Genomic DNA, 22,231 nt, shown 5'->3' with positions numbered 1-22,231 from the left:
GAAAGTTAAAAACAGAATTGTTGAAAATTTATCAATCGCCGCATTTGACGATGAAAAATTCTTAAAAAGAAAAAAATATATAAAAAGATGATTTTAAAGAAAAATCAGATAATTAGACAAATCGACTTAACATGCCATAATAGAAGAAACAAATATTGCTTTGTAATCGACCTATCGGACAGCTGCAGATGAACGAAATAAAGTCGGTTCAAGAAGGCAATCCTGAAGGAGGAGAGAATTTTATGGAGACTGCTGGATACAAGAAAAACAGAGCGTTGATCTTGCTGATTGCCCTGGCTGGTATGAGTGTGTATCTTCTGCCGTATTTCCGGAGTTACTATTATGACGCTTATGTAGCTTATTTTGGAATCAGCGACTTGCAGATGGGTATGCTGGGCAGCGCTTACGGCGCTTTAACAATTGTTGGTTACTGTTTAGGTGGATGGGTAGCGGACCGTGCGCCGCTGAAGATCGTTGTACCTGGATCGCTGATCGTAACAGGTGCCGTTGGCCTGATCCTTCTTACTAAACCTGCGTTCCCAATCCATATAGCTATCTATGCGATCTGGGGTATTACTTCTGTATTGACATTCTGGAACCCGTTGATGAAAGTACTGCGTGTACTCTGTCGGCCAGAAGAGCAGGCCAGAGGTTATGCTTTGTTTGATATGGGACGTGGCGTCCTGAACTTTGCCTCTGGTTTGATCCTGGTTGCCGCCTTTACAGCGGCCTGTAACGTAGTAGGCGATGAGCTTGGAATGTCTGGACTGATCGTTTTCTATTGTGCAGAGGCTATCATCGTTGGTGTGATCTGCTACTTTGCTTTGCGGAATAAAATTCCGGATTTCAAGAAGATTGAAAAAGAAAAAGGTGAAACGAATTTTGGCCGTCAGGTACTGCGTGTCCTGAAAATGCCTACCACATGGCTGTTGGTAATCGTTATGTTCGCAACTTATGGCGTTATCGTAAGTTATACATATGTTGTTCCTTATTGTACGGCTGCTTTTGGTATGTCTGCGGCACTGGCAAGTATCATGGGATACGCGGCAAACGGTTTCCGTTTTGTTGGATGCTGGGCAGGCGGACAGATCGCGGACCGCAAGGGACTTTCTCTTATGATGATGATCGATATCATCCTGATGATGGTTGGTGTAGCAGGATTGCTGCTCATGCCTCAGACCATGACCCTTCTGTGGCTGCTGATCATCTTTATCGGAATTCTTTGTATGTCTATGTATTCCGCACAGGCGCTGCACTATGCGATCATGGAGGAAGGAAACTATCCGGTAGAGATCATGGGTGCTGCAACCTTTATTATTACGCCTCTTGGATACGGCGCAGAAAGTATTATGCCTCTGTTTAACGGCTGGTGCCTGTCTACCTTCGAGGGTGTAAGCGGATACCGTTATATGTTCACTGGTTTCTTGGTACTTCTGGCTATCGGTCTTGTCGCAGTTCTGATCTTCCGCGGAATGACAAAAGAACGCCGCGCGGAACTTGCAAAATTAAGAGAACAGAAAGCAGAATAATTAAATATGCTATTTATTTTTCAAACCATATCATAATCAAAATCATAAGATTGGAGGGAAGGTATTATGATGAACAAAGAACGGTTTGATCGAGTAATTGAAAACATGAAGAAAGAGGGTCTTACTCAGATTCTGGTAGCGGATGATCCGTCTATCTTTTATCTGGTAGGAATCTTCGTAAATCCGATGGAGCGCTGCGGCGCCATCCTGATCAAAGACAGCGGAGAGATTCATGCATTTATGAATAATCTGTTCTGTGTTGAGCCGATCGATGGAATCACTATGCATTACTACGCTGACGGCGAGAATCCATATGCAATGATCGCTGCTGAACTTCAGCCGGGCAAAGTTGGATTTGACAAAAACTGGGATACCAAACATACAATCTCTGTTCTGCAGGAGAGGGATGACATTATTCCGGTACTTGGTTCTGATTGCGTTGACTGGTGTAAGGCACACAAAGATGAGCAGGAGAAAGAACTTCTGCGCAACGCTGCCCGTGTAAACGATATGGCTGTTGAATTTGCCATCAACCACATTGATCCAAGCTTGGATGAGAAACAGCTTTCTGACATGATCGAAGAGTTCTTCGAAGCAAATGGAGCCGTACAGGATATGCAGCTTCAGTATGTATGCTATGGCAAGAACGCCGCTGAGCCGCACCATGGCGCGGTAGCAGGCGAGACCCTGAAAGAAGGAGACGCGGTTCTGTTTGACCTGTGGGCGCCGATCAACAACTACTGGTGCGATATGACCCGTACCGTATTCTACAAATCTGTAAGCGAAGAGCACAGAAAAGTATACGAGATCGTAAAAGAAGCTCAGCAGGCAGCTATCGATTTCGTAAAACCAGGCGTAAAGATGAGCGATATCGACGCAGTAGCGCGTAAAGTCATCTCTGACGCTGGATACGGCGACAAATTCCTGACCCGTACCGGACACGGCGTAGGAATGACTGTACATGAGCCGCCAGAGGCAAGTGCTTCCTGTGATCTGATCGCAGAGCCAGGAATGTGCTTCTCAATCGAGCCAGGAATCTATCTGAAAGACGATGTGGGAGTCAGAATCGAAGACCTTGTTATCGTAACAGAAGATGGATGTGAAGTATTGACAAAATATCCAAAAGACCTCCAGGTTGTTGGAAATGATTAATTGTTAAACTTTTAATTGGGGACGTAGCCTTTTGCAAAAAGGCTACGTCCCCAATTGCGTTTTGCCCTGTACCTTTTTAGAGCCTGCGGACCATTTCCTCCACATATTCAGCTACATAAGGCACGCAGGAGCGTCCGTACTGCCCGCAGAGCTTCACGATTGCGCTTCCGACGATGACGCCGTCGCACAGTGCCCCGATCTGTCCCGCCTGTTCTGGTGTGGAGATTCCAAATCCTACTGCGCAAGGGATAGATGTGTTCGCTCTTACCTGATCGACCATGGCCTTCACGTCCGTGGTGATAGACTCTCTGGTCCCCGTAACGCCCAGGGAGGAAACGCAGTATACAAAGCCGGAGGCTTCCTTAGCAATGTTTCGGATACGCTCAAGGGAGGTGGGAGCGATCAAAGAGATCAGATCCAATCCGTAGTTGCGGCAAACGCTGCCGAATTCTTCTTTTTCCTCAAACGGCACGTCCGGCAGGATCAGTCCGTCCATGCCGATCTGTGATGCTCGTCTGATAAATCTTTCTGTGCCATAGGAGAATACCACATTGGCATAGGTCATGAACACCAGGGGAATCTGAGTGCGTCTGCGGATTCTTTCCACCATCTGGAAGATCTTGTCTGTTGTCACGCCGCCGGAAAGAGCTCGGATATTGGCGCCCTGGATGACAGGACCTTCTGCGGTGGGATCGGAGAAAGGGATCCCAAGCTCGATCAGGGAGGCGCCGGCTTCCTCCAGTGCGCAGACCAAAGCTTCCGTGGTCTCTAGGTCCGGGTCCCCGCAGGTGATAAATGGAATAAACGCTTTCTTGTTTTCAAATGCTTTCTGAATATTACTCATAAATATCCTCCCCTCTGTATCTTGCGATGGCGGCGCAGTCTTTGTCGCCTCTTCCGGAAATGTTGATAACGATGATCTGGTCTTTGCCCATTTGGGGCGCGATCTTCCGGGCGTGTGCTACAGCATGTGCGCTTTCGATAGCCGGAATAATGCCTTCCAGGCGGGCCAGGTATTCGAATGCTTCCACGGCTTCGTCATCGGTGACGGCTACATATTCAGCCCGGCCGGTGTCGTAGAGATTAGCGTGTTCCGGTCCGATGCCGGGGTAATCCAGTCCGGCGGAAATGGAATAGACCGGAGCGATCTGCCCGTATTCATCCTGGCAGAAATAGGACTTCATACCGTGGAAAATGCCAAGCCTTCCGGTAGCAATGGTGGCTGCCGTCTGAGCGGTATCAATGCCTCTTCCAGCCGCTTCGCACCCGATGAGGCGTACGTCTTTGTCTTCGATAAAATGATAAAATGCGCCGATGGCGTTGGAGCCGCCGCCTACGCAGGCCAGGACAGCGTCGGGCAGCCGGCCTTCTTTTTCCAAGATCTGCGCTTTGATCTCACGGGAGATCACAGACTGAAAATCCCGTACGATCTCTGGAAACGGGTGCGGTCCCATACAGGAACCTAATACATAATGGGTGTCGTCGATCCGGCGGGTCCATTCCCGCATGGTCTCGGAAACCGCATCTTTTAGGGTGCCGGTTCCGGTAGTGACAGAATGGACGGCGGCGCCCAGCAGGCGCATCCGGTAGACGTTGAGCGCCTGCCGCTGGATGTCTTCCTCACCCATGAACACCTCACACTCCAGTCCCATTAATGCCGCCGCCGTGGCTGTGGCGACACCGTGCTGGCCGGCGCCTGTCTCGGCGATCATCCTGGTCTTGCCCATTTTTTTGGCCAGCAGGACCTGCCCTAGAACGTTGTTGATCTTGTGGGCGCCTGTGTGGTTTAAGTCTTCCCGCTTCAGATAGATCTTAGCGCCGCCCAGATCTTCGGTCAGCCTTGCGGCATAGTAGAGGCGGGAAGGCCGTCCCGCGTAATCATTGAGAAGCTGGGTCAGTTCTTGGTTGAATTGAGGGTCGTTTTTGTAATAGTTATAAGCTTCTTCCAGTTCGTTTACCGCGTTCATCAGGGTCTCAGGGATATACTGGCCGCCGTGAACGCCATATCTTCCTTTACTCATAATTTTACACTCCTTACCGCAGCGATCGCTGCCTTGATTTTTGATACATCTTTATATCCGTTTGTCTCCACTGAGCTGCTAAGATCGATGCCCCAGGGCCGGTATCGGCGGATGGCTTCTGGAATATTGGCGGGACTGAGGCCGCCGGCCAGGATATAGGGCCTGGTAAATCCGGCGGGAGGCGAAGCCAGAAGGCTCCAGTCAAACTGCCGGCCGCTGCCGCCTCGCCCGTGGTCCAGAAGAATCATATCCGCGCTGCTTTTTCGCGCCAGATCCAAGTCCTGCCGGCAGGAGATGGAAAATGCTTTCCAAAGGACAGGCTTTTGAGAACTGCCGCACAGAGAACGGACCGTCTCAAGATAAGTTTCGTTTTCCTGCCCGTGGAGCTGGGCAATATGGATCAGGCGCTCATTCAGCAGATGGGCTACGAGCTTGGGTGGGGCGTTGACAAAAACGCCTACCGGGCAGACGGCCCTGTCTAGTTCTGCCCCAAGCCGGGACAGTTGTTCTGGAGAGACGCTCCGGGAACTAAAGGGGACATCAACGATAAATCCGCAGTAATCCGGTCTGGTCTGGTTGATGTAGTCAATGTCCTCCCTGCGGCAAAGTCCGCAGATCTTGACCTTTGTCATTGGCATTCCTCCTTCCCGGCATTCCTCTCCCGCGCCTTGGCCCGCAGTTCCTTAAGAGCTCTCTTCCGGTCTTTGGCCCGCATCAGATATTCGCCGATCAATACGGCATCCGTGCCGTTTTCCAGCAGCGGATTCAAGTCTTGAAGGCTGTGGACGCCGCTTTCTGAGACGAAGATCATATCTGGGCCGGCCAGGGAGCGGAGACGTTCACTGTGGTGGATATCCACTGTGAAATCCCGCAGATTCCGGTTGTTGACGCCCAGGATCCGGGCGCCGCAGCGTTTGGCCAGCAGAATTTCCTTTGGATCATGGGCCTCTACAAGGGCGGCAAGGCCAAGTTCCCTGGAGAGTTCCAAGAAAGCCCGCAGGGCGCCTTCTTCCAGTACAGAGCAGATCAGTAATATGGCGGAAGCGCCGAGGGCTTTCGCCTGGTAGATCATGTATTCGTCGCAGGTGAAATCTTTGCGTAAGACAGGAATGGAGGCCTGTTCTGTGATTTCTTTCAAATACATATCGCTGCCCTGGAACCAATAGGGCTCCGTAAGGCAGGAGATAGCCGCCGCTCCAGCCGCTTCATAATCCTTGGCGATAGCAAGATACGAGAAATCAGGAGCGATCAGCCCTTTGGATGGGGAAGCTCGCTTTACCTCGCAGATAAAAGATAATCCTTTTTGAGAAAGGGCTTTCTCAAAAGAGGGTATCTCTCCGGCGATTTCCCGGCGGCGGATTTCCTCTGCCCTGGATCGGACTAGAGAAAGAGGGGTTTGGGCTTTCTCCTCCAAGATCCGCTGGCGGGTACGGTCGGTAATAGTTTCTAAAATGTTCATCGCTGGCTTTCCTCCCGGAACTGTTCTAATTTCTTTCCCGCGGTCCCATTGTCAATAAGCTGTTCCGCAAGTTTTACACCATCGGCCATGGTGGAAGCTTTCCCGGCAATATAGATGGCCGCCCCGGCATTCAGGCAGACGGCGCGGCGTTTTGCTCCACGCTCTTTGCCGGTTAGGATATCCAGAGTGATACGGGCGTTTTCCTCTGGTGTGCCTCCGACCAGATCTTCTTTGCCGCAGCGGTCATATCCAAACTGTTCCGGGGTGATCTCGTAGGACTGGAACCATCCGTTCCGGATTTCGCAGATAGATGTTGGAGCGCTCATGGAAATTTCATCCAGCTTATCCTGACCGTAGACTACCATACCTCTGGCAACGCCAAGTTTGCCCATAACTTGGGCCAAAGGCTCCACTAGTTCTTCTTCATAGACGCCCATTAATTCCATATTGGCGCCGGCCGGGTTCGAGAGAGGACCTAAGATATTGAAAACAGTCCGGATTCCCAGTTCCCGGCGGATCGGGGCAACATGCTTCATGGCTATATGGTAATTCTGAGCGAACAGAAAGCAGATATGGATCTGCTGCAGTAACTGGGCGCTGCGTTCAGGAGGAAGATTGATGTTGACACCAAGGGCTTCCAGTACATCAGCGGCTCCGCTTCTGGAAGAGGCGGCTCTGTTGCCGTGCTTTGCGATCGGTACACCGGCTGCCGAAATGACCATAGCCGCGGTGGTAGAGATGTTAAAGGAGTTGGCTCCGTCTCCGCCGGTTCCTACGATTTCCAGAGCGTCTACGTTGTGAAGCAGCTTAATGCAGTGGGAACGCATACCGGCGGCAGAGGCAGTGATCTCGTCAATGGTTTCGCCTTTCAGGGAAAGGGCGGTGAGGTAAGCGGATTTCTGTACGTCGGACGCTTTTCCCTCCATAATCTCATCCATTACTTGTTCAGCTTCCTCATAAGTCAAGTCTTGTTTTTGTGATAGTTTGATGATAGCTTCTTTGATCATAGTGTTTGACCTCCATTTCTTGGTGTGTCTGTCAGGGGTATGTCAAGAAGCGTTTGAATGTGAATCCTGGAAAATAAAAAATCCCTGACAGAAAATTCTGTCAAGGACGGTAAAACAAATCCGCGGTGCCACCTTGATTCATGGGGAACCCCATGCGCTTAGCAGGATACTGACATATCCCCGGCAACTGACGTATGCCTGCACGTCACAGAATACTCAGGCCAAAGCCTTTTGACTGTGCCCTCAGCGGTCCATTTGGCAGACTGCATTTCCACCCGGCTCTCACCTTCCCGGACTCTCTGTGCGCGCATGACTGCTTTGATCTCCGCTTCAACGGTTTTCGCAATATCTTATTTGCAGAAATTCTATCACGGATTATTTAAGAGTGTCAAGAAAATTTTTCGCGGATGTTCAGATTTCGTTTCTAATCTACCGTTGTGGCATTTGGATACCAGTGTTATAATAGAGAAAATGTCATGATTATGAGAGGACTGCAGATTATATGCAGACAGAGGAAGGAGACAAAAGGTGGAGGGGAAATTAAACAGTCGGCAGATTCTGGTAGTGGCCAGTATGCTGTTTGGACTACTTTTTGGGGCGGGAAATCTGATTTTCCCGATTTCTATGGGACAACTGTCAGGAGCGCATATGTGGCAGGCGGCGGCAGGATTTGTCATTACAGGAGTAGGGATTCCGATCCTTGGAGTCGCGGCGCTGGGAATCAGTCAGGAAAATAGTATGCTGGAGCTGAGCGGCAGAGTAGGGAGAAGATACGGACTCTTTTTTACCTGCGCTCTGCATTTGACTATTGGTCCTTTTTTTGCGATCCCGCGGTGTGCTACTGTTTCTTTTACCATAGGGCTTGCGCCTCTTTTGCCGGAGGGCAGTCAGAAGTTGGCTTTGGGAGTTTTCTCTTTGGCCTTTTTTGCGGTGGTTTTGTTTTTTTCGCTTCGGCCGGGCGAGATTCTAACTTGGGTAGGAAAAGTGTTGACGCCTTTATTCCTGCTGTTTTTGGGAGTGTTGGTGATTCGGGCGCTGACGGCGCCAATGGGAAGTATATCCCAAATCCAGCCGATCGAGGAATATGTGTCCCATCCGTTTTTTAAGGGCTTCCTGGAAGGATATAATACAATGGATGGTTTGGCAGGTTTAGCTTTTGGGATGATCGTTGTCAATGCGATCCGGGGACTAGGAGTGGAAAAACCGGGCGCCATCGCGAAGAATACGGTAAAAGCGGGGGCTTTCACAGCGATCCTCATGGGAGTGATCTATGTGCTTATGACCATGGTGGGCGCTCAGAGCAGGGGAGTCTTTCCTGCGGCCGCAAACGGCGGGGATGCTTTTGTTTTGATTTCGGATTATTACTTTGGGACGCTTGGAATTTTGATCCTGGCGGCGGCAGGAACGCTGGCCTGTCTGAAAACAGCCGTAGGGTTGGTGACAAGCTGCAGCGCTATATTTGAGAAGATCTTTCCGGCTGGTCCATCTTACCGTGTGTGGACGCTGGTGTTTACGATCGCTTCTTTCGCGATCGCGAATACTGGGCTGGATACGATCATTGCTTATTCTGTGCCGGTACTGATGTTCCTTTATCCGCTGACGGTGACCCTGATCATCCTGACCCTGTGCGGCAGGTTTTTTGAAAACGACCATGTGGTCTATCTGTGGGTGACTATATTTACGGGAGCCGCGGCTGTTGTGGATTTCTTAAACGCGCTGCCGGAAGAGGCGGCGGAATTTCTGCATATTTCTCAAATAGGAGAGAAGGCGGCAAGCCTGCTTCCTTTCGCGAACCTGGGATTTGGCTGGGTCTGTCCCGCGGTTTTGGGACTGGGGGTCGGTCTTGTATGTCACTGGAAGAAGAAAAGGTAGGGAGGATATTATGGAGGTTCGAGCTTGGAAGGGCAGGGAGGAAGCTGGAGACGGCATTTATCTGGATTGCGGAGATATTACCAGACTGGACTGCCAGTGCATTGTAAACGCGGCGAATCAGAGCCTGCTGGGCGGCGGCGGTGTGGACGGGGCGATCCATTGTGCGGCGGGCCCCAGACTTTTGGAAGAATGTCGTACCCTGCATGGCTGTAAGACAGGGGAGGCGAAGATTACCAGAGGATATCAGCTTTCCGCGGATTATGTGATCCACACGGTTGGGCCGGTATATTCTGGAAAGGCGAAGGATCGGGACGATTTAAGGAATTGTTATTGGAATAGTTTGGAACTTGCGGATAAATATGGAATCCGCAGCATCGCGTTTCCGGCAATCTCTACAGGAGTATATGGATATCCGCCGGAAGAGGCGGTTTGGGTAGCGGCAGAAACGGTGCTAAGGTGGAAGGCGGAGCACTTGGAGAGCCTAATGGCAGTGGTTTTTTCCTGTTATGACCGGGAGACAGAAGCGTTATATCGCAGAACGCTGATAGAGTTGGAAAGAATTCATTGACATTTAAATCTTACTGATGTAAGATTTGGACAAGGAGTTATATAGCGGTCGAAGTTTGACCGCATATTTTTTGGGTAGAAATATTACATATGTAAGAAATGAGGTGCGGTCAAGAAATGAAAAAGAAAATAATATGCGCAGTGTTTGTTATCGCAGCAGTTGCGGGTCTGATGGCAGTTTTTAGTCGGACTGATGAAAGAGACAGGAGCGACACAAAAGGAAAAGGACAAAAAACACTATGTGATGAGACAGAAAAGATTGCGGGATCTTATAGAGAGATTTATGAGACTGCCCAAAAGGAAGGAAACTTAAATGATTTAAAAACAGTCCAAAAGATCGTAGAAAAGCTGGCTGGAGACGGCCATACAGCAGTAGACTTTGATGGAGAATTGAATATGGAACATCCGGAAAAGATTGAGAAACTCTGTGAAAAGGGGAGAAAGAAAGAATCTGGGGAAGCGGTGATACTAGCGGTGATGGATAATGGCGGACTGGCCAGGTATGATCTTCAGACAGAGAATGGGGAACTGTATGTGACCAATACTGTGGTTTCCTGGAAAGATGGGGAGCCAAAAGCGCAGGTTGCAGAAGAGTACAGAGCTCATAGCTGGAATTATACGGAAAAAGGATGGCTGTTTTTTGAGAGGTACCAGCCGGAAGGGTACGATGGAGATTCGGGATATACGGAGATGCGCGTTTTGCCGATAGATGAGACCTGCAGAGAATATAACCGGAAATACATCAAGCCTGTGGGGTATGGATTGAATCAGCTGTTTATTACCGACTGGAGCGAGGAGGATTACGGAAGTCTGGATTTTTACGATCTGTACGAAATCTTTTATGAAATGAAATACGGAAAACAGACAGGTTACGACCTGGCTTATGAAGGCCAGATCTATAACATACCAGAGGAACAGATTCAGCAGGTCTTTACAGCTTTCCTTTCCGTTGAGCCGGAAGAACTGCGGGAAAGGATGACCTTCGATGAACAGTCAAAAACATATCAATACCGTCCAAGAGGGATGTTCGACTGCGGATTTACCCCCTATACGCCGATCCCGGAGGTAGTCGATTACCAGAAAAACCAAGACGGAACCCTGACCCTCACCGTAGAGGCAGTCTGGCCGGAAGAAAATACAGAAAAAGCCCTGAGCAGCCAGGTGACCGTGCGCCCGCTGGAAAACGGCGGATTCCAGTACGTCTCCAATCATATAATCCCCTCCGAGGACGATATAGATCCCGTGTGGTATGTAGAGCGGCTGACCGATGAAGAGTGGGAGGACGTGCTGGAGATATAAACGGGTACACCCCAAAGGGCAAAAAGGTACAGGGCAAAAGTGAATTTGGGACGTAGTAAAGTTTAAAAAGGCTACGTCCTCTTTTATGTTTTATGTTACACTTATACCATGTTAGTCAGACAAGGAGGAGACTTTATGCAGGAAATCAAATGCCCTAAATGCGGCGAGGTGTTCCAGGTGGATGAATCCGGCTATGCCGCTATCGTTAAGCAGGTTAGGGACAAGGAATTTGAGAAAGAGATCCGGGAGCGGGAGGTTCAGTTTCGGCAGGAGAAGAAGTCTGCGGAGGAATTGGCCCAGACGAAGACGGAACAGAAATTCAGTGAGACGATCAGCCGGCAGGAAGCCAGGATCAAAGAGTTGGAGACGAAGCTTCAAGCGGAAGAGAATGTAAGGAAGTTGGAGATAGAGAAAGCAGCGGCGGAAAAGGAAAAGGAACTGGCAGAGCGGATAGCTGGGAAAGAGCGGGAGCTGGCCGCAAAGGATACACAGATCATGCGGCTTCAGGCGAAGATGGATTCCGGCGAGAAGGAAAATCAGCTGAAACAGCAGTCGCTGAAGGAAAACTATGAAGAACAGTTGAAAATGAAAGATGAAATGATCGCCTATTACAAGGATTTTAAAGCCCGCCAGTCCACAAAGATGATCGGGGAGAGCCTGGAGGTCCATTGCGAGACGGAGTTTAACAAGTTGCGGGCTACTGGCTTTCAGCATGCGTATTTTGAGAAAGACAACGATGCGCGGACAGGGAGCAAAGGGGACTACATTTATCGTGAGACAGACCCGGAAGGCACGGAATTTATCTCCATTATGTTTGAGATGAAAAATGAGATGGATGAGACCGCTACGAAAAAGAAGAATGAGGATTTCTTCAAAGAACTGGACAAGGACCGCCGTGAAAAGAACTGTGAGTATGCGGTGCTGGTATCTCTTTTAGAGCCGGACAATGAGCTTTATAATCAAGGGATCGTGGATGTATCCCACCGCTATCCGAAGATGTATGTGATCCGTCCCCAGTTTTTTATCCCCATGATCACAATCCTGCGGAACGCGGCCGCCAACGCGTTGGAGTACCGGCAGCAGCTGGAGGTGATCCGGAACCAGAATATCGACATCTCCCATTTTGAGGAGGACATGAACGAGTTTAAGGAGAAATTCGCCAGAAATTTCCGGATTGCCAGCGAGCGGTTTCAGCGCGCCATCGATGAAATCGACAAAACCATCGATCATCTGCAGAAGACGAAGGAAGCGCTGCTTTCTTCAGAAAACAACCTGCGGCTTGCCAATAACAAAGCCGAAGACCTGACCATAAAAAAGCTGACCAGAAAAAACCCCACTATGGCCGCGAAATTTGCGGAATTAGAAGAGAAAAAAGGTAAGAATTGACGGATTTTATCGAGAAGGCTATAATGTCACTATCGAAATCCATATAGGCGTATGGGAAGTGGGGGAAACGCGGGATGAGAGTGAAGCGGAAAGAACTGAAGCGGCAGGCCAGGCGGTCTCTGAAACGCCATTACTGGTTTTTTGTTGTTTTGTGTCTGGCGGCAAGCTATCTTGGATCGGAAACGACAGGAAGCATTGGGGCGGTGTTTACGCCCTCGGAAGAAGCGGCCGTCCAGGAGGTCTCTACCGGAGTCGTGCCGGAGAAGCCAGAAATGAGCACGGTGATCGCGGAAGCGGTCATGGGAGAGAAGGAAGAAAGCAGGGCCGCTTCCAGGGAATTAGAAAAGCAAGCGGAAGACTCTGATAGTGAGAACGCTGTGTTAGGAAGAAGCAGAGGGGTGTTGGCCGCGGCGGTCAACCAGATTGAATCGGGAGAGATGATCGCGACGGCGCTTATGGCGGTACGTTCTGTAGTCCGGTCAACGGAAGCAACGTTGGTTCTTTTTATCATCGCCAGCTTTTTATTTGCGTTTTTGTGGTGGTTTTTCTTCACCAACATGTTTACAGTAATCGTAAGCAGGATATTTCTGGAAGGGCGTACCTATGAGAAGGTATCTCCCCAGCGCCTGCTGTTTTTGCTCAGGGTAAAACGCTGGGTAAAAGTTTCCTGTACCATGTTTATAGCTTCGCTGTACCAGATCCTCTGGGGGCTGACCATCGTTGGAGGGATAGTCAAGCATTATTCCTACTTCCTGGTGCCGTATATCGCGGCGGAAAATCCAGATGTGCCTCCCAGGCAGGCGGTGACTTTATCCAGGCGGATGATGAAAGGGCATAAGTGGGAGTGCTTTCTGCTGGAAATCAGCTACTTTGGCTGGATCATGCTGGGCGGCTTAACATTAGGTCTTTCAGAAATATTTTATTCCAGTCCCTATCGGACGGCGGCATTTGCGGAATTTTATGTCCGACTTCGGGAACATTACAAAGAGGAGGAAAAGGAAGGCCAGGAACTGTTAAATGACAGATATCTCTTTGAGAAGGCTGATCTGGGGGCTGTAGTGGAAACTTACAGTGACGCGATCTTTCTATTGGATGAGGATGAAACAGAAGATAAGCAGAAACAGAAGTCCCTGGTAGAAAGACTTGCTGGATTCTTCGGAGTTACTTTGTTCTACAGCGCAAATGAGCAGGAGTATGAAGAATGGGTGAAAAAGAGGATTAAAGTGGAGTCTCTGCGGGATGCCATCAGCGGCAGAAGCTATCCGCTGCGTATGTCAGCCATTCCGGAGCACATGAAGCGGAACAGGCTCGAAATGATCAATTACTTCAGGAGATATTCCCTTTGGTCTTTGATCGTGATGTTTTTCGCCTTTTCTTTTATAGGCTGGCTCTGGGAAGTCAGTCTCCATCTGATCAATGACGGGGTCTTTGTCAACAGGGGAGTGCTCCATGGTCCGTGGCTGCCGATCTACGGCTGCGGGGGCGTCCTGATTCTGGTATTTTTGAACCGGCTTAGAAAAAATCCCCTGGCGGAATTTGGAGCGACAGTGGTGCTGTGCGGATGTGTGGAATATTTTTCTTCCCTTTACTTGGAGATCGCTCACAACGGCCAGCGCTGGTGGGATTACAGCGGATATTTTCTGAATCTGAACGGAAGGATCTGCGCAGAGGGACTTTTGGTCTTTGGCCTTGGAGGACTGGCGATCGTTTATGTGCTGGCGCCTCTTTTGGATAATATGATCCGCAGAGTCAAGGGGCGGGCGCTGGTCTGCGCAAGCCTGGTCTTAACAGTGCTTTTTGCGGGCGATACAGCGTATTCGATGGTCCATCCTAATGCGGGAAAGGGAATTACAGATTACAAAAAAGCAGAATCAGAATGTCCTTATCTGGAAAAAGGAGAAATGAAAGATGTATTATTATCTTGCGCCAATGGAAGGGATTACTACCTATGTCTACCGCGGCGCTTATCATAAATATTTCTATCCCATGGACAAATATTTTACTCCCTTTTTGGTGCCTCACAGCAAGAAAGGATTCAGCGCTCGGGAAATGCGTGAGATCGATCCGGAGCATAATAAGGGGATGCGGCTGGTTCCCCAGATCATGAGCAATCAGGCGGATGACTGTTTAAACACGATGCAAAAGCTAAGAGAACTGGGATATATGGAAATAAACCTGAATTTCGGCTGTCCTTCCAAAACAGTGGTAGGGAAAAACAGAGGTGCAGGATTTCTTGCAAAAACAGAAGAATTAGACCGCTTTCTTGCGGAAATTTTCGCAAATACTGATCAAAAGGTTTCTGTGAAAACTCGTCTTGGGAAATACGATCCGGAAGAATTTGAAGCAATCCTGGAAATCTATAACCGGTATCCTATTGAAGAAGTAATCCTTCACCCCAGGACACAACAAGACTTTTATCAGAATCCGGTGAATCTGACAGCCTATGCTTACGCGGAGGAGCACTGCAGGCATCCGCTGTGCTATAATGGAGACATTTTCAGCGTGGAGGCAGGCGGAAAGCTGCTGGAGAAATTTCCAAAGATCCATACGCTGATGCTGGGGAGGGGTGTGATCGCAGACCCAATGCTTGTGGAGAAGCTGGAAAAAGGCGGCAATGAACTGGATGTGAAACGGCTGCGGGCCTTCCATGACGAGATCTGCGCGGGATACCAAGCAATCGGCGGGGGAGACAAGCCGGTGTTATTTAAAATGAAAGAATTATGGTCGTATATGATCCGCCTGTTCCCAGGGAGTGAAAAACAGGCAAAGAAGCTGCGGAAGTCAGAAAGTCTGACCGCTTATCAGGCGGCAGTGGAGGAAGTTTTTGCTTTACATTCGGAACGGGCTGCAATATAATTGGAAAGTAAGAAAAGCTAAAGGAGGGTTCCCTATGGAAGACCAGAAACAGAAAGTTTATGACGCGTTGGACAAGCAAAAGATCAAATATGAAGTAGTGGAGCATGAACCTGTGTATACTATGGAAGATATGGACAGACTGGGTCTTTCTAAGAAGGGGACGTTGTGCAAGAATCTGTTCCTGCGGGATTCTAAGGGAAAGCGCCATTTCCTGGTCACTTGCGAGGAAAGCAAGAAAGTGGACCTGAAAGCCCTTGGGAAACAGCTGGGAGGCGGAAATTTAAGCTTTGCCTCAGAAGAACGGCTGGAAAAATATCTGGGGTTAAAGCAGGGGAGCGTATCTCCATTTGGATTGATGAACGATACAGACCATGCGGTGGAATTCTTCATTGACAAAGATCTTAGCCGATGCAAGAGTCTTGGAATTCATCCATTGGAGAATACGGCAACGGTATTCTTGTCCTTCAAAGATTTGGATAAATTTCTCTGGAGTTTGGATGTGGATGTGGTCAAGATCAAATTGTAGGCATAGAAGGCGGCGGGCTGTCCCCGAAAGAAAGGACGGCCCTTTTTTTATATTTTTTTAATTGATTGTTTATGTCTGGGGCAGTAGAATGGTAAGAGTGATATAAAAGAAAGAGAGGATGACTATGAGTCAGGAGTATAAAATGCCCGCCGGCGGGCAGGAATCTTATGGAAAAAGAATGTGGCGGCTGTGGAGTCCGCTCCTCCTTAAGATGGCGATCGCATTTGGAGTGTCTGTTCTTGCGGCAGGCGCGTTTTCGTTTCTTTATATGACGTCAGAACCAGAGCTGGTGACACAGGCGATGGAAGATCAGACAAAGATGAGTGAATTGTATGAACGGCTGATGACAGAGATCTTGAAAGTGACAACGATTGTTGAAGGAGTGGCGGCGCTGGTTACGATCCCTGTTATGCTGACGCTTTTTCATAAGGACCGAGTAATGGAGAAACATGCCGGGATCGTACCGAATAGGAAGGCGCCTCTTTGGAAATATTTTGCGCTGATCCTTATGACGCTTGCTCTTTCTTTGGGATTTAACAATCTGGTCTTGATCGGGAATCTGGCTTCTTATGACAGCGCTTACGAGGAAACGCTCTCTACACTTTACGCGGCCGCTTTTCCGGTTCAGATCGTCTGTCTTGGGATTTTGGTGCCGATCTGTGAGGAGCTGGTATTTCGCGGACTGATGTATAAACGGCTTCGGGAACGGGCGCCTTTTTGGCAGGCGGCGTTATATGCCTCAGCGGTATTTGCGTTCCTGCATATGAATATGATACAGATGTTCTATGGATTCCTGATGGGCATGGCGTTCTGTTATATTTATGAAAAATATGGGTCGGTGAAGGCGCCCATCTTGGCCCACATTTCCGTAAATCTTCTCTCGGTATTTGCCACAGAGTATCACCTGTTTGACTGGCTGCTGCAGGAGCCTGTGAGGGCCGGGATCATCACGGTGGCCTGCGCGGCGCTGGCTTCTTCCATGTTCCTGTATATCCAGAGGATTGAGGAAAAGCCGGATATTCCAGATGTAAATGGAGAGACGATCCATCCTTAGCTTACGCAAAGTAAAATGTTACAAAAATATTAAAAAATATTGCAAAAATATCTGGGATGCGGTATAATCTGTGACAGATATAAGAAATTTTGTCAAAAATGTGTAAAAGGATGATGATGATGAGAAAATTTGGGATAAGATTTCTGGCCGCGATAGCAGCAAGTTCCTTGATCGCGACGCCGGTTTTTGCAGCACCATCAGTAGATGACTTGGAAAAGGACAAAGCGGCGGCACAGAGCGAAGTGGATTCGCTTCAAGAACAGTTGACGGCGACTCTGGAAAAGCTGGATCAGTTAGAGACAGATTTGATCGCAAAAGGCGAAGAGATTACCCAAGCAGAGGAAGATTTAAAGAAGGCCCAAGAGAAAGAAGAGCAGCAGTACGAAGATATGAAGCTTCGTATTAAATATATGTATGAGCAGGGAGATACCAGTGTAATCGAAGCGCTTGTATCGGCGGAAGACTTTTCAGACCTTGTAAATAACGCGGAATACGTCCAGAACGTTTACTCCTATGACAGGGAGAAACTGAATGAATATGTAGAGACCAAGAAAGAGGTCGAGACGCTCAAGACTACATTGGAAAAAGAGCAGAAAGATATGCAGTCTATGCAGACGGAATATGAGGCGGAAGAAGAATCTCTGAACGCGACCATCGAAGAGAAGCAGAGTGAGATCTCAGATTTGGATGCGCAGCTTCAGGAAGCGGCGGAAGCGGCTGCGGCGGCAAGAAGAGAGCAGCAGGCGGAAGCGGCGGGAAGCGATAACGATGGCTCCGGCGGCAGCACCGGCAGCGGTTCTGGCGGCGGCGATTATGTCAGCAATGGCGACACCTCAGCGGCACAGACGATCGTGAACGCGGCCTACAGTCAGCTGGGCGTACCTTATGTATGGGGCGGCACGACACCAGGCGTAGGACTTGATTGTTCCGGTCTTGTTCAGTATTGCCACAAAGTTGCGGGCATCAGCATCGGACGTACATCAGGCGCTCAGGGCGGAGGCGGCCAGGCGGTCAGCAACCCGCAGCCTGGAGACGTGGTATGCTACTCAGGCCATGTAGGGATTTATATTGGCGGAGGCCAGATGATCCATGCGCCGCATACCGGAGATGTAGTGAAGATTGCTTCTGTAAGTTCTATCGGAAGAACATATTGGTACAGAAGATATTGGTAGAATATAATTGTCTATAAATGAAGAAATCCCCGGTAAGCGCCGGGGATTTTTGGTAATATTCTAAAAAATATTGAAAATAGGAGTAAAATGTTGTATTCTTATCTTAAACTATGCGGGGGTATAGATACGAGACGTTGATAAGGATGGGTGAGATTATGAAGAGACGGATGATAAAGACACTCATCACATGCGTTGTGATGAGTTCCTTGATTGTAACGCCTGTTTGGGCGGCTCCCCAGGATGAAGTGGAATCGCTGGAAGAGCAGAAAAGCCAGGCGGAAGCAGAGGCTGCCAGCGTCAATCAAAGCCTGGTGGATCTTTTGGTCGAATACGAAGCTCTCCAACAGGATATGACCAATCAGCAGAATAAGATCAAGCAGGCTGGAGAAGATCTGGAAAAGGCTGAAGAAAAGGAAAAGCAGCAATATGAGGACATGAAGCTGCGTATTAAATATATGTATGAAAGCGGACAGGAATCCTATTTGTCTGTTTTGCTTTCCGCTACTGATTTCAGTGATTTTGTAAATAAGGCTGAATATGTCCAAAAAGTGAATGACTACGATCGGGATATGCTGGATGAGTATGTGGCCACAAAGAATGAGATCAAAGATCTGAAGATTGATCTGGAAGCCGGCCAGGCGGATATGGAAGTGATGGCAGGCGAGATGGAAAGCCAGAAGACAAATCTGGAGAGTACGCTGACCCAGATGCGCAGCCAGATCGCGGATTTTGACACACAGCTTGCGGCGGCCAGGGAGGAAGCCTCCGCTCAATTGGAGGAACTGGGAAATCAGACGGACACCTCCGCCTCCGATGAAGTGATCGAGTCTGTGGCTGAAAATACAGATGGAAATAGTTCCGGCGGCGGTTCTTCAAATGGCGGAAGCTCTTCTGGAGGCAGTTCCAGCAATAAGCCTTCTTCCGGCGGCAATTCAGGAGGAAGCAGCAGTTCCGGCGGCTCTTCATCGAGTTCTAAGCCAAGCAACGCCTCTCTGGGCCAGAAGATTGCTAATGAGGGATGTAAATATATCGGCAATCCATATAAGATGGGAGGCAACAGCCTGACCAATGGAATCGACTGTTCCGGATTCGTACAGCAGATACATAAAAAGTTCGGGATATCAACACCCAGAACATCCAGTTCTATCCGTTACGGAGGAAAATCGGTCAGCTATTCAGATAAGCTGCCCGGCGATGTGATCTGCTATAGCGGACACGTGGCGATCTATATAGGAAATAATACGGTGGTACATGCCTCCAACAGCGCGCCTTATCCGGCGGGAGGGATCAAGACGACTTCCCCGGCTAATTATAAGACGGTGCTGGCAGTGAGGAGATACTGGTAGACAGCAGCAGAATGAGAGTGACAGATAATGGCGGATAATAGCACAAAACCCTTGCAATTGCAGGGGTTTTGTGCTATTATACAAAAGTCGCAAAAAAACACGCATATTTATGTCCGAGACGGTGCCGGTGGAAATCTCCGGTTTCGAGGACTGACGGATATGCGGAAGAAAAACCAAATGGAGGAAAAAAATCATGAGTGTTATTTCAATGAAGCAGCTTTTAGAAGCAGGTGTTCATTTTGGACATCAGACAAGAAGATGGAACCCTAAGATGGCTCCATACATTTACACAGAGAGAAATGGGATCTACATCATCGACCTGCAGAAATCCGTAGGAAAAGTGGACGAGGCTTACCAGGCCGTATCTGATATCGCGGCAGAGGGAGGCACGATCCTGTTCGTTGGAACAAAGAAGCAGGCTCAGGATGCGATCCAGACAGAAGCAGAACGCTGCGGAATGTTTTATGTAAATGAGAGATGGCTGGGCGGTATGCTCACCAACTTTAAGACTATTAAAAGCAGAATCGCCCGTTTGAAAGAAATCGAGAGAATGGCGGAAGACGGAACATTTGACGTATTGCCGAAAAAGGAAGTGATCCAGCTTAAAAAAGAGTGGGAGAAACTGGAGAAAAACCTGGGCGGTATCAAAGAAATGAAGAGACTTCCGGACGCAATCTTCGTTGTTGACCCGAAGAAGGAAAGAATCTGTGTTCAGGAAGCGCATATCCTGGGAATTCCGTTGATCGGAATCGCTGATACCAACTGTGATCCGGAAGAACTGGATTATGTGATCCCAGGAAACGATGACGCGATCCGTGCGGTAAAACTGATTGTTTCTAAGATGGCAGACGCGGTTGTAGAGGCAAACCAGGGAATGACAGGCGCGGATGAGGAAGCCTATGCAGAAGAAGCCGGGGAAGAGTATACAGAAGAGACAGCAGAAGAGACCGCTGAAGAAGTAGAAGAGTAGAAGGAATTTTGGAGGAGAAGGATCATGGCAGTTACAGCTAGTATGGTAAAAGAGTTAAGAGAGATGACAGGCGCAGGCATGATGGACTGCAAGAAAGCTCTCAGTGAGACAAACGGCGATATGGATGCTGCTGTTGAGTACCTGAGAAAGAATGGTCAGGCAAAAGCAGAGAAGAAAGCCGGACGTATCGCGGCAGAAGGTATCGTTATGGCAGAAGTCAGAGACGATAAGACAGCTGCGATCGTGGAAGTTAATTCTGAGACAGACTTTGTCGCTAAGAATGCGGAATTCCAGGGATTTGTAAAAGATGTTGTGGCACAGGCGATCGCCTCTGACGCAAAGGACATGGACGCGTTTATGGCAGAAAGCTGGAACGCGGACGCTGGAAAGACTGTAAAAGACGCGCTGACAGAGAAGATTTCCGTGATCGGAGAGAATCTGAACATCCGCAGATTTGATAAGATCGTATCTGATGGATGTGTCGTATCTTATATCCACGGCGGCGGAAGAATCGGCGTCCTGGTTGAGGCTGAGACGGATACAGTGAATGACGAAGTAAAGACTTGCTTAAAGAATGTGGCAATGCAGGTAGCCGCAATGTCTCCGAAGTATGTATCCAGAGAAGAAGTTCCGCAGGATTACATCGAGCATGAGAAAGAGATCCTGCTTGCTCAGGCAAAGAAAGAAAATGAGGAAAGCAAGAAGCCGAAGCCGGACAACATCATCGAGAAGATGATCGAGGGCCGTCTCAACAAAGAGCTGAAAGAGATCTGCCTGCTGGATCAGGTTTACGTACAGGACAGTGACCTGACGGTAGCAAAATATGTAGAGAAAGTCGCAAAAGAGACCGGAGCGAAACTTGCGCTGAAGAAATTCATCCGTTTCGAGACCGGAGAAGGACTTGAGAAGAAGAATGAAGACTTTGCGGCAGAAGTTGCGGCACAGATGGCTGGAAACTAAAGCGAAGTTTACATGGAATTTCATAAAAGATAAGAGATATGGAGGCCGGCGTCAGATGGACTGCCGGCATTTCTTTTTCGGTGGAAATGGCATGTTCAGCTTGACGTATTCTTAAGTTTTGTGCACAATAAAAGTATAAAATCTGCCGGCTGTGCCAGCATATTGAGAAGGTGATGGAGATGAATTTGGAAGAACAGAGCAGAAAAATCATAGGCCAGTATCGGAAGCGGAAATGGATTGGTATTGGAATCCTGGTCATCGGGATGATCTATGCGTTTTATCTGCTTTTGGGAGTTCTGGACGAGAGAGCGGAAATTCTGTTTGGCGGGCTGCCCTCCCTTTTGTTGTGGCTAAGTGTCTATATTTCCTTTTTCCTGATCGCGGTGATCGCTTTTTTTATCAGATGGACCGGTTTTGTCATCATAAACAAAGTTCACTCGGAACAGTGTGATCCGTTTCTGTACGAAGCGTGTATTGAAAAGCTTCGAAGCGGCTTATTTCCAGACCGGCTGCTCTGCAACCGAGCGATAGCCCAGTATCATCAGGGAAACTATGAAAGATCTTATGAGACGCTGAGAAAGATCCGGTGTCAAAAGCTTAAGGGAGAGTTTCTGGTCAACTATTATATCCTTTTGTCTATGCTGTACTTCCATCAGGGAAGAGGACAGGAGGTGACAGAACTTGAGAATAGGTACAGGGCCGCCTTAAAGAATAGAAAGCAGGATAAACTGCGGTTTGACAGGTTTTGTACCGGCAACAACCTGGTGCGGGCAGTGAAGAATGAAGACTATGAGGCCGCGTTTGGTTTTTTGAGCCATCAGCGCATCCTGCAGGCGAAAACCGGTTCCGCCAAGATCAATAAAGTGACGGACAGTATGTGGGAAGCCAGGATCTTTCTGGGAATGGGAGAAACACAAGCGGCGCGGCTGCAGCTCCAGTTTGTGACCAGCCAAGGGGGAAGGATGGCCATTGCAGAGGAAGCCGGACGGCTTTTAAAGGAAATGTCCAGGGAATAGCATATTCCATTTTTCCTTTTCCTATGGTATACTCTATTT

General features: G+C 48.8%; 20 protein-coding genes. 15 read left to right on the top strand and 5 right to left on the bottom strand.

Annotation, left to right across the window (positions count from 1 at the left end; all coding sequences use genetic code 11):
* Positions 1 to 188 precede the first annotated feature (188 nt).
* Both FND36_10770 and FND36_10765 read left to right on the top strand, forming a co-directional pair.
* Positions 189 to 1,529 carry an MFS transporter gene (locus FND36_10770; protein QDW74475.1) on the top strand — a complete coding sequence of 447 codons (1,341 nt, stop codon included), beginning with the start codon at positions 189 to 191 and terminating at the stop codon, positions 1,527 to 1,529.
* A 66-nt stretch (positions 1,530 to 1,595) separates the two neighbouring features.
* A complete protein-coding gene (locus FND36_10765) occupies positions 1,596 to 2,681 on the top strand; it encodes an aminopeptidase P family protein (protein QDW74474.1) in 1,086 nt (361 codons plus the stop codon).
* 76 nt (positions 2,682 to 2,757) lie between these two features.
* Here the strand turns inward: FND36_10765 and FND36_10760 are convergent, their stop codons facing one another.
* Genes FND36_10760 through trpD form a run of 5 tightly spaced genes read right to left on the bottom strand, consistent with a single transcriptional unit; the run spans position 2,758 to position 7,168 of the window.
* The gene (locus FND36_10760) at positions 2,758 to 3,531 is read right to left on the bottom strand and encodes a tryptophan synthase subunit alpha (GenBank protein QDW74473.1); all 774 of its coding nucleotides are present in this window, start codon (positions 3,529 to 3,531) and stop codon (positions 2,758 to 2,760) included.
* Positions 3,518 to 4,702: a tryptophan synthase subunit beta gene (gene trpB, locus FND36_10755; GenBank protein QDW74472.1), complete on the bottom strand. Its 1,185-nt coding sequence runs from the start codon at positions 4,700 to 4,702 to the stop codon at positions 3,518 to 3,520. Before trpB ends, FND36_10760 begins: the two co-directional genes overlap by 14 nt.
* Positions 4,699 to 5,334: a phosphoribosylanthranilate isomerase gene (locus FND36_10750; GenBank protein ID QDW74471.1), complete on the bottom strand. Its 636-nt coding sequence runs from the start codon at positions 5,332 to 5,334 to the stop codon at positions 4,699 to 4,701. The genes trpB and FND36_10750 overlap by 4 nt, the downstream gene beginning before the upstream one ends.
* A complete protein-coding gene (gene trpC / locus FND36_10745) occupies positions 5,331 to 6,161 on the bottom strand; it encodes an indole-3-glycerol phosphate synthase TrpC (GenBank protein QDW74470.1) in 831 nt (276 codons plus the stop codon). Before trpC ends, FND36_10750 begins: the two co-directional genes overlap by 4 nt.
* Complete coding sequence (trpD, locus tag FND36_10740; protein QDW74469.1) at positions 6,158 to 7,168, bottom strand: anthranilate phosphoribosyltransferase; 1,011 nt, start codon at positions 7,166 to 7,168, stop codon at positions 6,158 to 6,160. Before trpD ends, trpC begins: the two co-directional genes overlap by 4 nt.
* A 528-nt stretch (positions 7,169 to 7,696) precedes the next feature.
* Between trpD and brnQ the strand changes: the two genes are divergently transcribed.
* The 13 genes from brnQ to FND36_10675 all read left to right on the top strand — a co-directional run bounded on the left by brnQ (position 7,697) and on the right by FND36_10675 (position 22,192).
* Positions 7,697 to 9,040 (top strand): branched-chain amino acid transport system II carrier protein, encoded by a 1,344-nt coding sequence (gene brnQ / locus FND36_10735; GenBank protein QDW74468.1) that lies wholly within the window; start codon positions 7,697 to 7,699, stop codon positions 9,038 to 9,040.
* 10 nt (positions 9,041 to 9,050) lie between these two features.
* A complete protein-coding gene (locus tag FND36_10730; GenBank protein ID QDW74467.1) occupies positions 9,051 to 9,608 on the top strand; it encodes an O-acetyl-ADP-ribose deacetylase in 558 nt (185 codons plus the stop codon).
* Positions 9,609 to 9,724: 116 nt separating this feature from the next.
* Positions 9,725 to 10,906, top strand: a complete 1,182-nt coding sequence (locus FND36_10725) for a hypothetical protein (protein ID QDW74466.1) — start codon at positions 9,725 to 9,727, stop codon at positions 10,904 to 10,906.
* Between the two features lie 135 nt (positions 10,907 to 11,041).
* Positions 11,042 to 12,292, top strand: a complete 1,251-nt coding sequence (locus FND36_10720) for a DUF2130 domain-containing protein (protein ID QDW74465.1) — start codon at positions 11,042 to 11,044, stop codon at positions 12,290 to 12,292.
* A 74-nt stretch (positions 12,293 to 12,366) separates the two neighbouring features.
* Positions 12,367 to 14,265, top strand: coding sequence for a DUF975 family protein (locus FND36_10715; GenBank protein ID QDW74464.1), 1,899 nt, complete (start codon positions 12,367 to 12,369; stop codon positions 14,263 to 14,265).
* Positions 14,201 to 15,148 carry a tRNA-dihydrouridine synthase family protein gene (locus FND36_10710; protein QDW74463.1) on the top strand — a complete coding sequence of 316 codons (948 nt, stop codon included), beginning with the start codon at positions 14,201 to 14,203 and terminating at the stop codon, positions 15,146 to 15,148. Before FND36_10715 ends, FND36_10710 begins: the two co-directional genes overlap by 65 nt.
* Before the next feature lie 34 nt (positions 15,149 to 15,182).
* Positions 15,183 to 15,674 carry a prolyl-tRNA synthetase associated domain-containing protein gene (locus tag FND36_10705; protein QDW74462.1) on the top strand — a complete coding sequence of 164 codons (492 nt, stop codon included), beginning with the start codon at positions 15,183 to 15,185 and terminating at the stop codon, positions 15,672 to 15,674.
* Between the two features lie 142 nt (positions 15,675 to 15,816).
* Positions 15,817 to 16,728 carry a CPBP family intramembrane metalloprotease gene (locus tag FND36_10700; protein ID QDW75611.1) on the top strand — a complete coding sequence of 304 codons (912 nt, stop codon included), beginning with the start codon at positions 15,817 to 15,819 and terminating at the stop codon, positions 16,726 to 16,728.
* A 113-nt stretch (positions 16,729 to 16,841) separates the two neighbouring features.
* Positions 16,842 to 17,900: a hydrolase gene (locus FND36_10695; GenBank protein QDW75610.1), complete on the top strand. Its 1,059-nt coding sequence runs from the start codon at positions 16,842 to 16,844 to the stop codon at positions 17,898 to 17,900.
* Between the two features lie 143 nt (positions 17,901 to 18,043).
* Positions 18,044 to 19,246 (top strand): hypothetical protein, encoded by a 1,203-nt coding sequence (locus tag FND36_10690; GenBank protein ID QDW74461.1) that lies wholly within the window; start codon positions 18,044 to 18,046, stop codon positions 19,244 to 19,246.
* Between the two features lie 193 nt (positions 19,247 to 19,439).
* Positions 19,440 to 20,216 (top strand): 30S ribosomal protein S2, encoded by a 777-nt coding sequence (rpsB, locus tag FND36_10685; GenBank protein QDW74460.1) that lies wholly within the window; start codon positions 19,440 to 19,442, stop codon positions 20,214 to 20,216.
* Between the two features lie 24 nt (positions 20,217 to 20,240).
* Entirely contained in the window at positions 20,241 to 21,176 is a 936-nt protein-coding gene (locus tag FND36_10680; protein ID QDW74459.1) for an elongation factor Ts, read from the top strand.
* Between the two features lie 179 nt (positions 21,177 to 21,355).
* The gene (locus tag FND36_10675) at positions 21,356 to 22,192 is read left to right on the top strand and encodes a hypothetical protein (GenBank protein ID QDW74458.1); all 837 of its coding nucleotides are present in this window, start codon (positions 21,356 to 21,358) and stop codon (positions 22,190 to 22,192) included.
* Positions 22,193 to 22,231: the final 39 nt, after the last annotated feature.

The organism is Lachnospiraceae bacterium KGMB03038, assembly GCA_007361935.1.
GTDB lineage: Bacteria > Bacillota > Clostridia > Lachnospirales > Lachnospiraceae > Massilistercora.
Note: the sequence above shows the minus strand (reverse complement) of the source record. Positions and strands in the feature narration are given on the sequence as shown.

Excerpts from the sequence above, each read along its gene's own strand:
- FND36_10770 (QDW74475.1), top strand. The coding sequence starts at position 189 with ATGAACGAAATAAAGTCGGTTCAAGAAGGCAATCCTGAAGGAGGAGAG.
- FND36_10765 (QDW74474.1), top strand. The coding sequence starts at position 1,596 with ATGATGAACAAAGAACGGTTTGATCGAGTAATTGAAAACATGAAGAAA.
- trpB (QDW74472.1), bottom strand. The coding sequence starts at position 4,702 with ATGAGTAAAGGAAGATATGGCGTTCACGGCGGCCAGTATATCCCTGAG.
- FND36_10750 (QDW74471.1), bottom strand. The coding sequence starts at position 5,334 with ATGACAAAGGTCAAGATCTGCGGACTTTGCCGCAGGGAGGACATTGAC.
- trpC (QDW74470.1), bottom strand. The coding sequence starts at position 6,161 with ATGAACATTTTAGAAACTATTACCGACCGTACCCGCCAGCGGATCTTG.
- trpD (QDW74469.1), bottom strand. The coding sequence starts at position 7,168 with ATGATCAAAGAAGCTATCATCAAACTATCACAAAAACAAGACTTGACT.
- FND36_10730 (QDW74467.1), top strand. The coding sequence starts at position 9,051 with ATGGAGGTTCGAGCTTGGAAGGGCAGGGAGGAAGCTGGAGACGGCATT.
- FND36_10725 (QDW74466.1), top strand. The coding sequence starts at position 9,725 with ATGAAAAAGAAAATAATATGCGCAGTGTTTGTTATCGCAGCAGTTGCG.
- FND36_10720 (QDW74465.1), top strand. The coding sequence starts at position 11,042 with ATGCAGGAAATCAAATGCCCTAAATGCGGCGAGGTGTTCCAGGTGGAT.
- FND36_10715 (QDW74464.1), top strand. The coding sequence starts at position 12,367 with ATGAGAGTGAAGCGGAAAGAACTGAAGCGGCAGGCCAGGCGGTCTCTG.
- FND36_10710 (QDW74463.1), top strand. The coding sequence starts at position 14,201 with ATGTATTATTATCTTGCGCCAATGGAAGGGATTACTACCTATGTCTAC.
- FND36_10705 (QDW74462.1), top strand. The coding sequence starts at position 15,183 with ATGGAAGACCAGAAACAGAAAGTTTATGACGCGTTGGACAAGCAAAAG.
- FND36_10700 (QDW75611.1), top strand. The coding sequence starts at position 15,817 with ATGCCCGCCGGCGGGCAGGAATCTTATGGAAAAAGAATGTGGCGGCTG.
- FND36_10695 (QDW75610.1), top strand. The coding sequence starts at position 16,842 with ATGATGATGAGAAAATTTGGGATAAGATTTCTGGCCGCGATAGCAGCA.
- FND36_10690 (QDW74461.1), top strand. The coding sequence starts at position 18,044 with ATGGGTGAGATTATGAAGAGACGGATGATAAAGACACTCATCACATGC.
- rpsB (QDW74460.1), top strand. The coding sequence starts at position 19,440 with ATGAGTGTTATTTCAATGAAGCAGCTTTTAGAAGCAGGTGTTCATTTT.
- FND36_10680 (QDW74459.1), top strand. The coding sequence starts at position 20,241 with ATGGCAGTTACAGCTAGTATGGTAAAAGAGTTAAGAGAGATGACAGGC.
- FND36_10675 (QDW74458.1), top strand. The coding sequence starts at position 21,356 with ATGAATTTGGAAGAACAGAGCAGAAAAATCATAGGCCAGTATCGGAAG.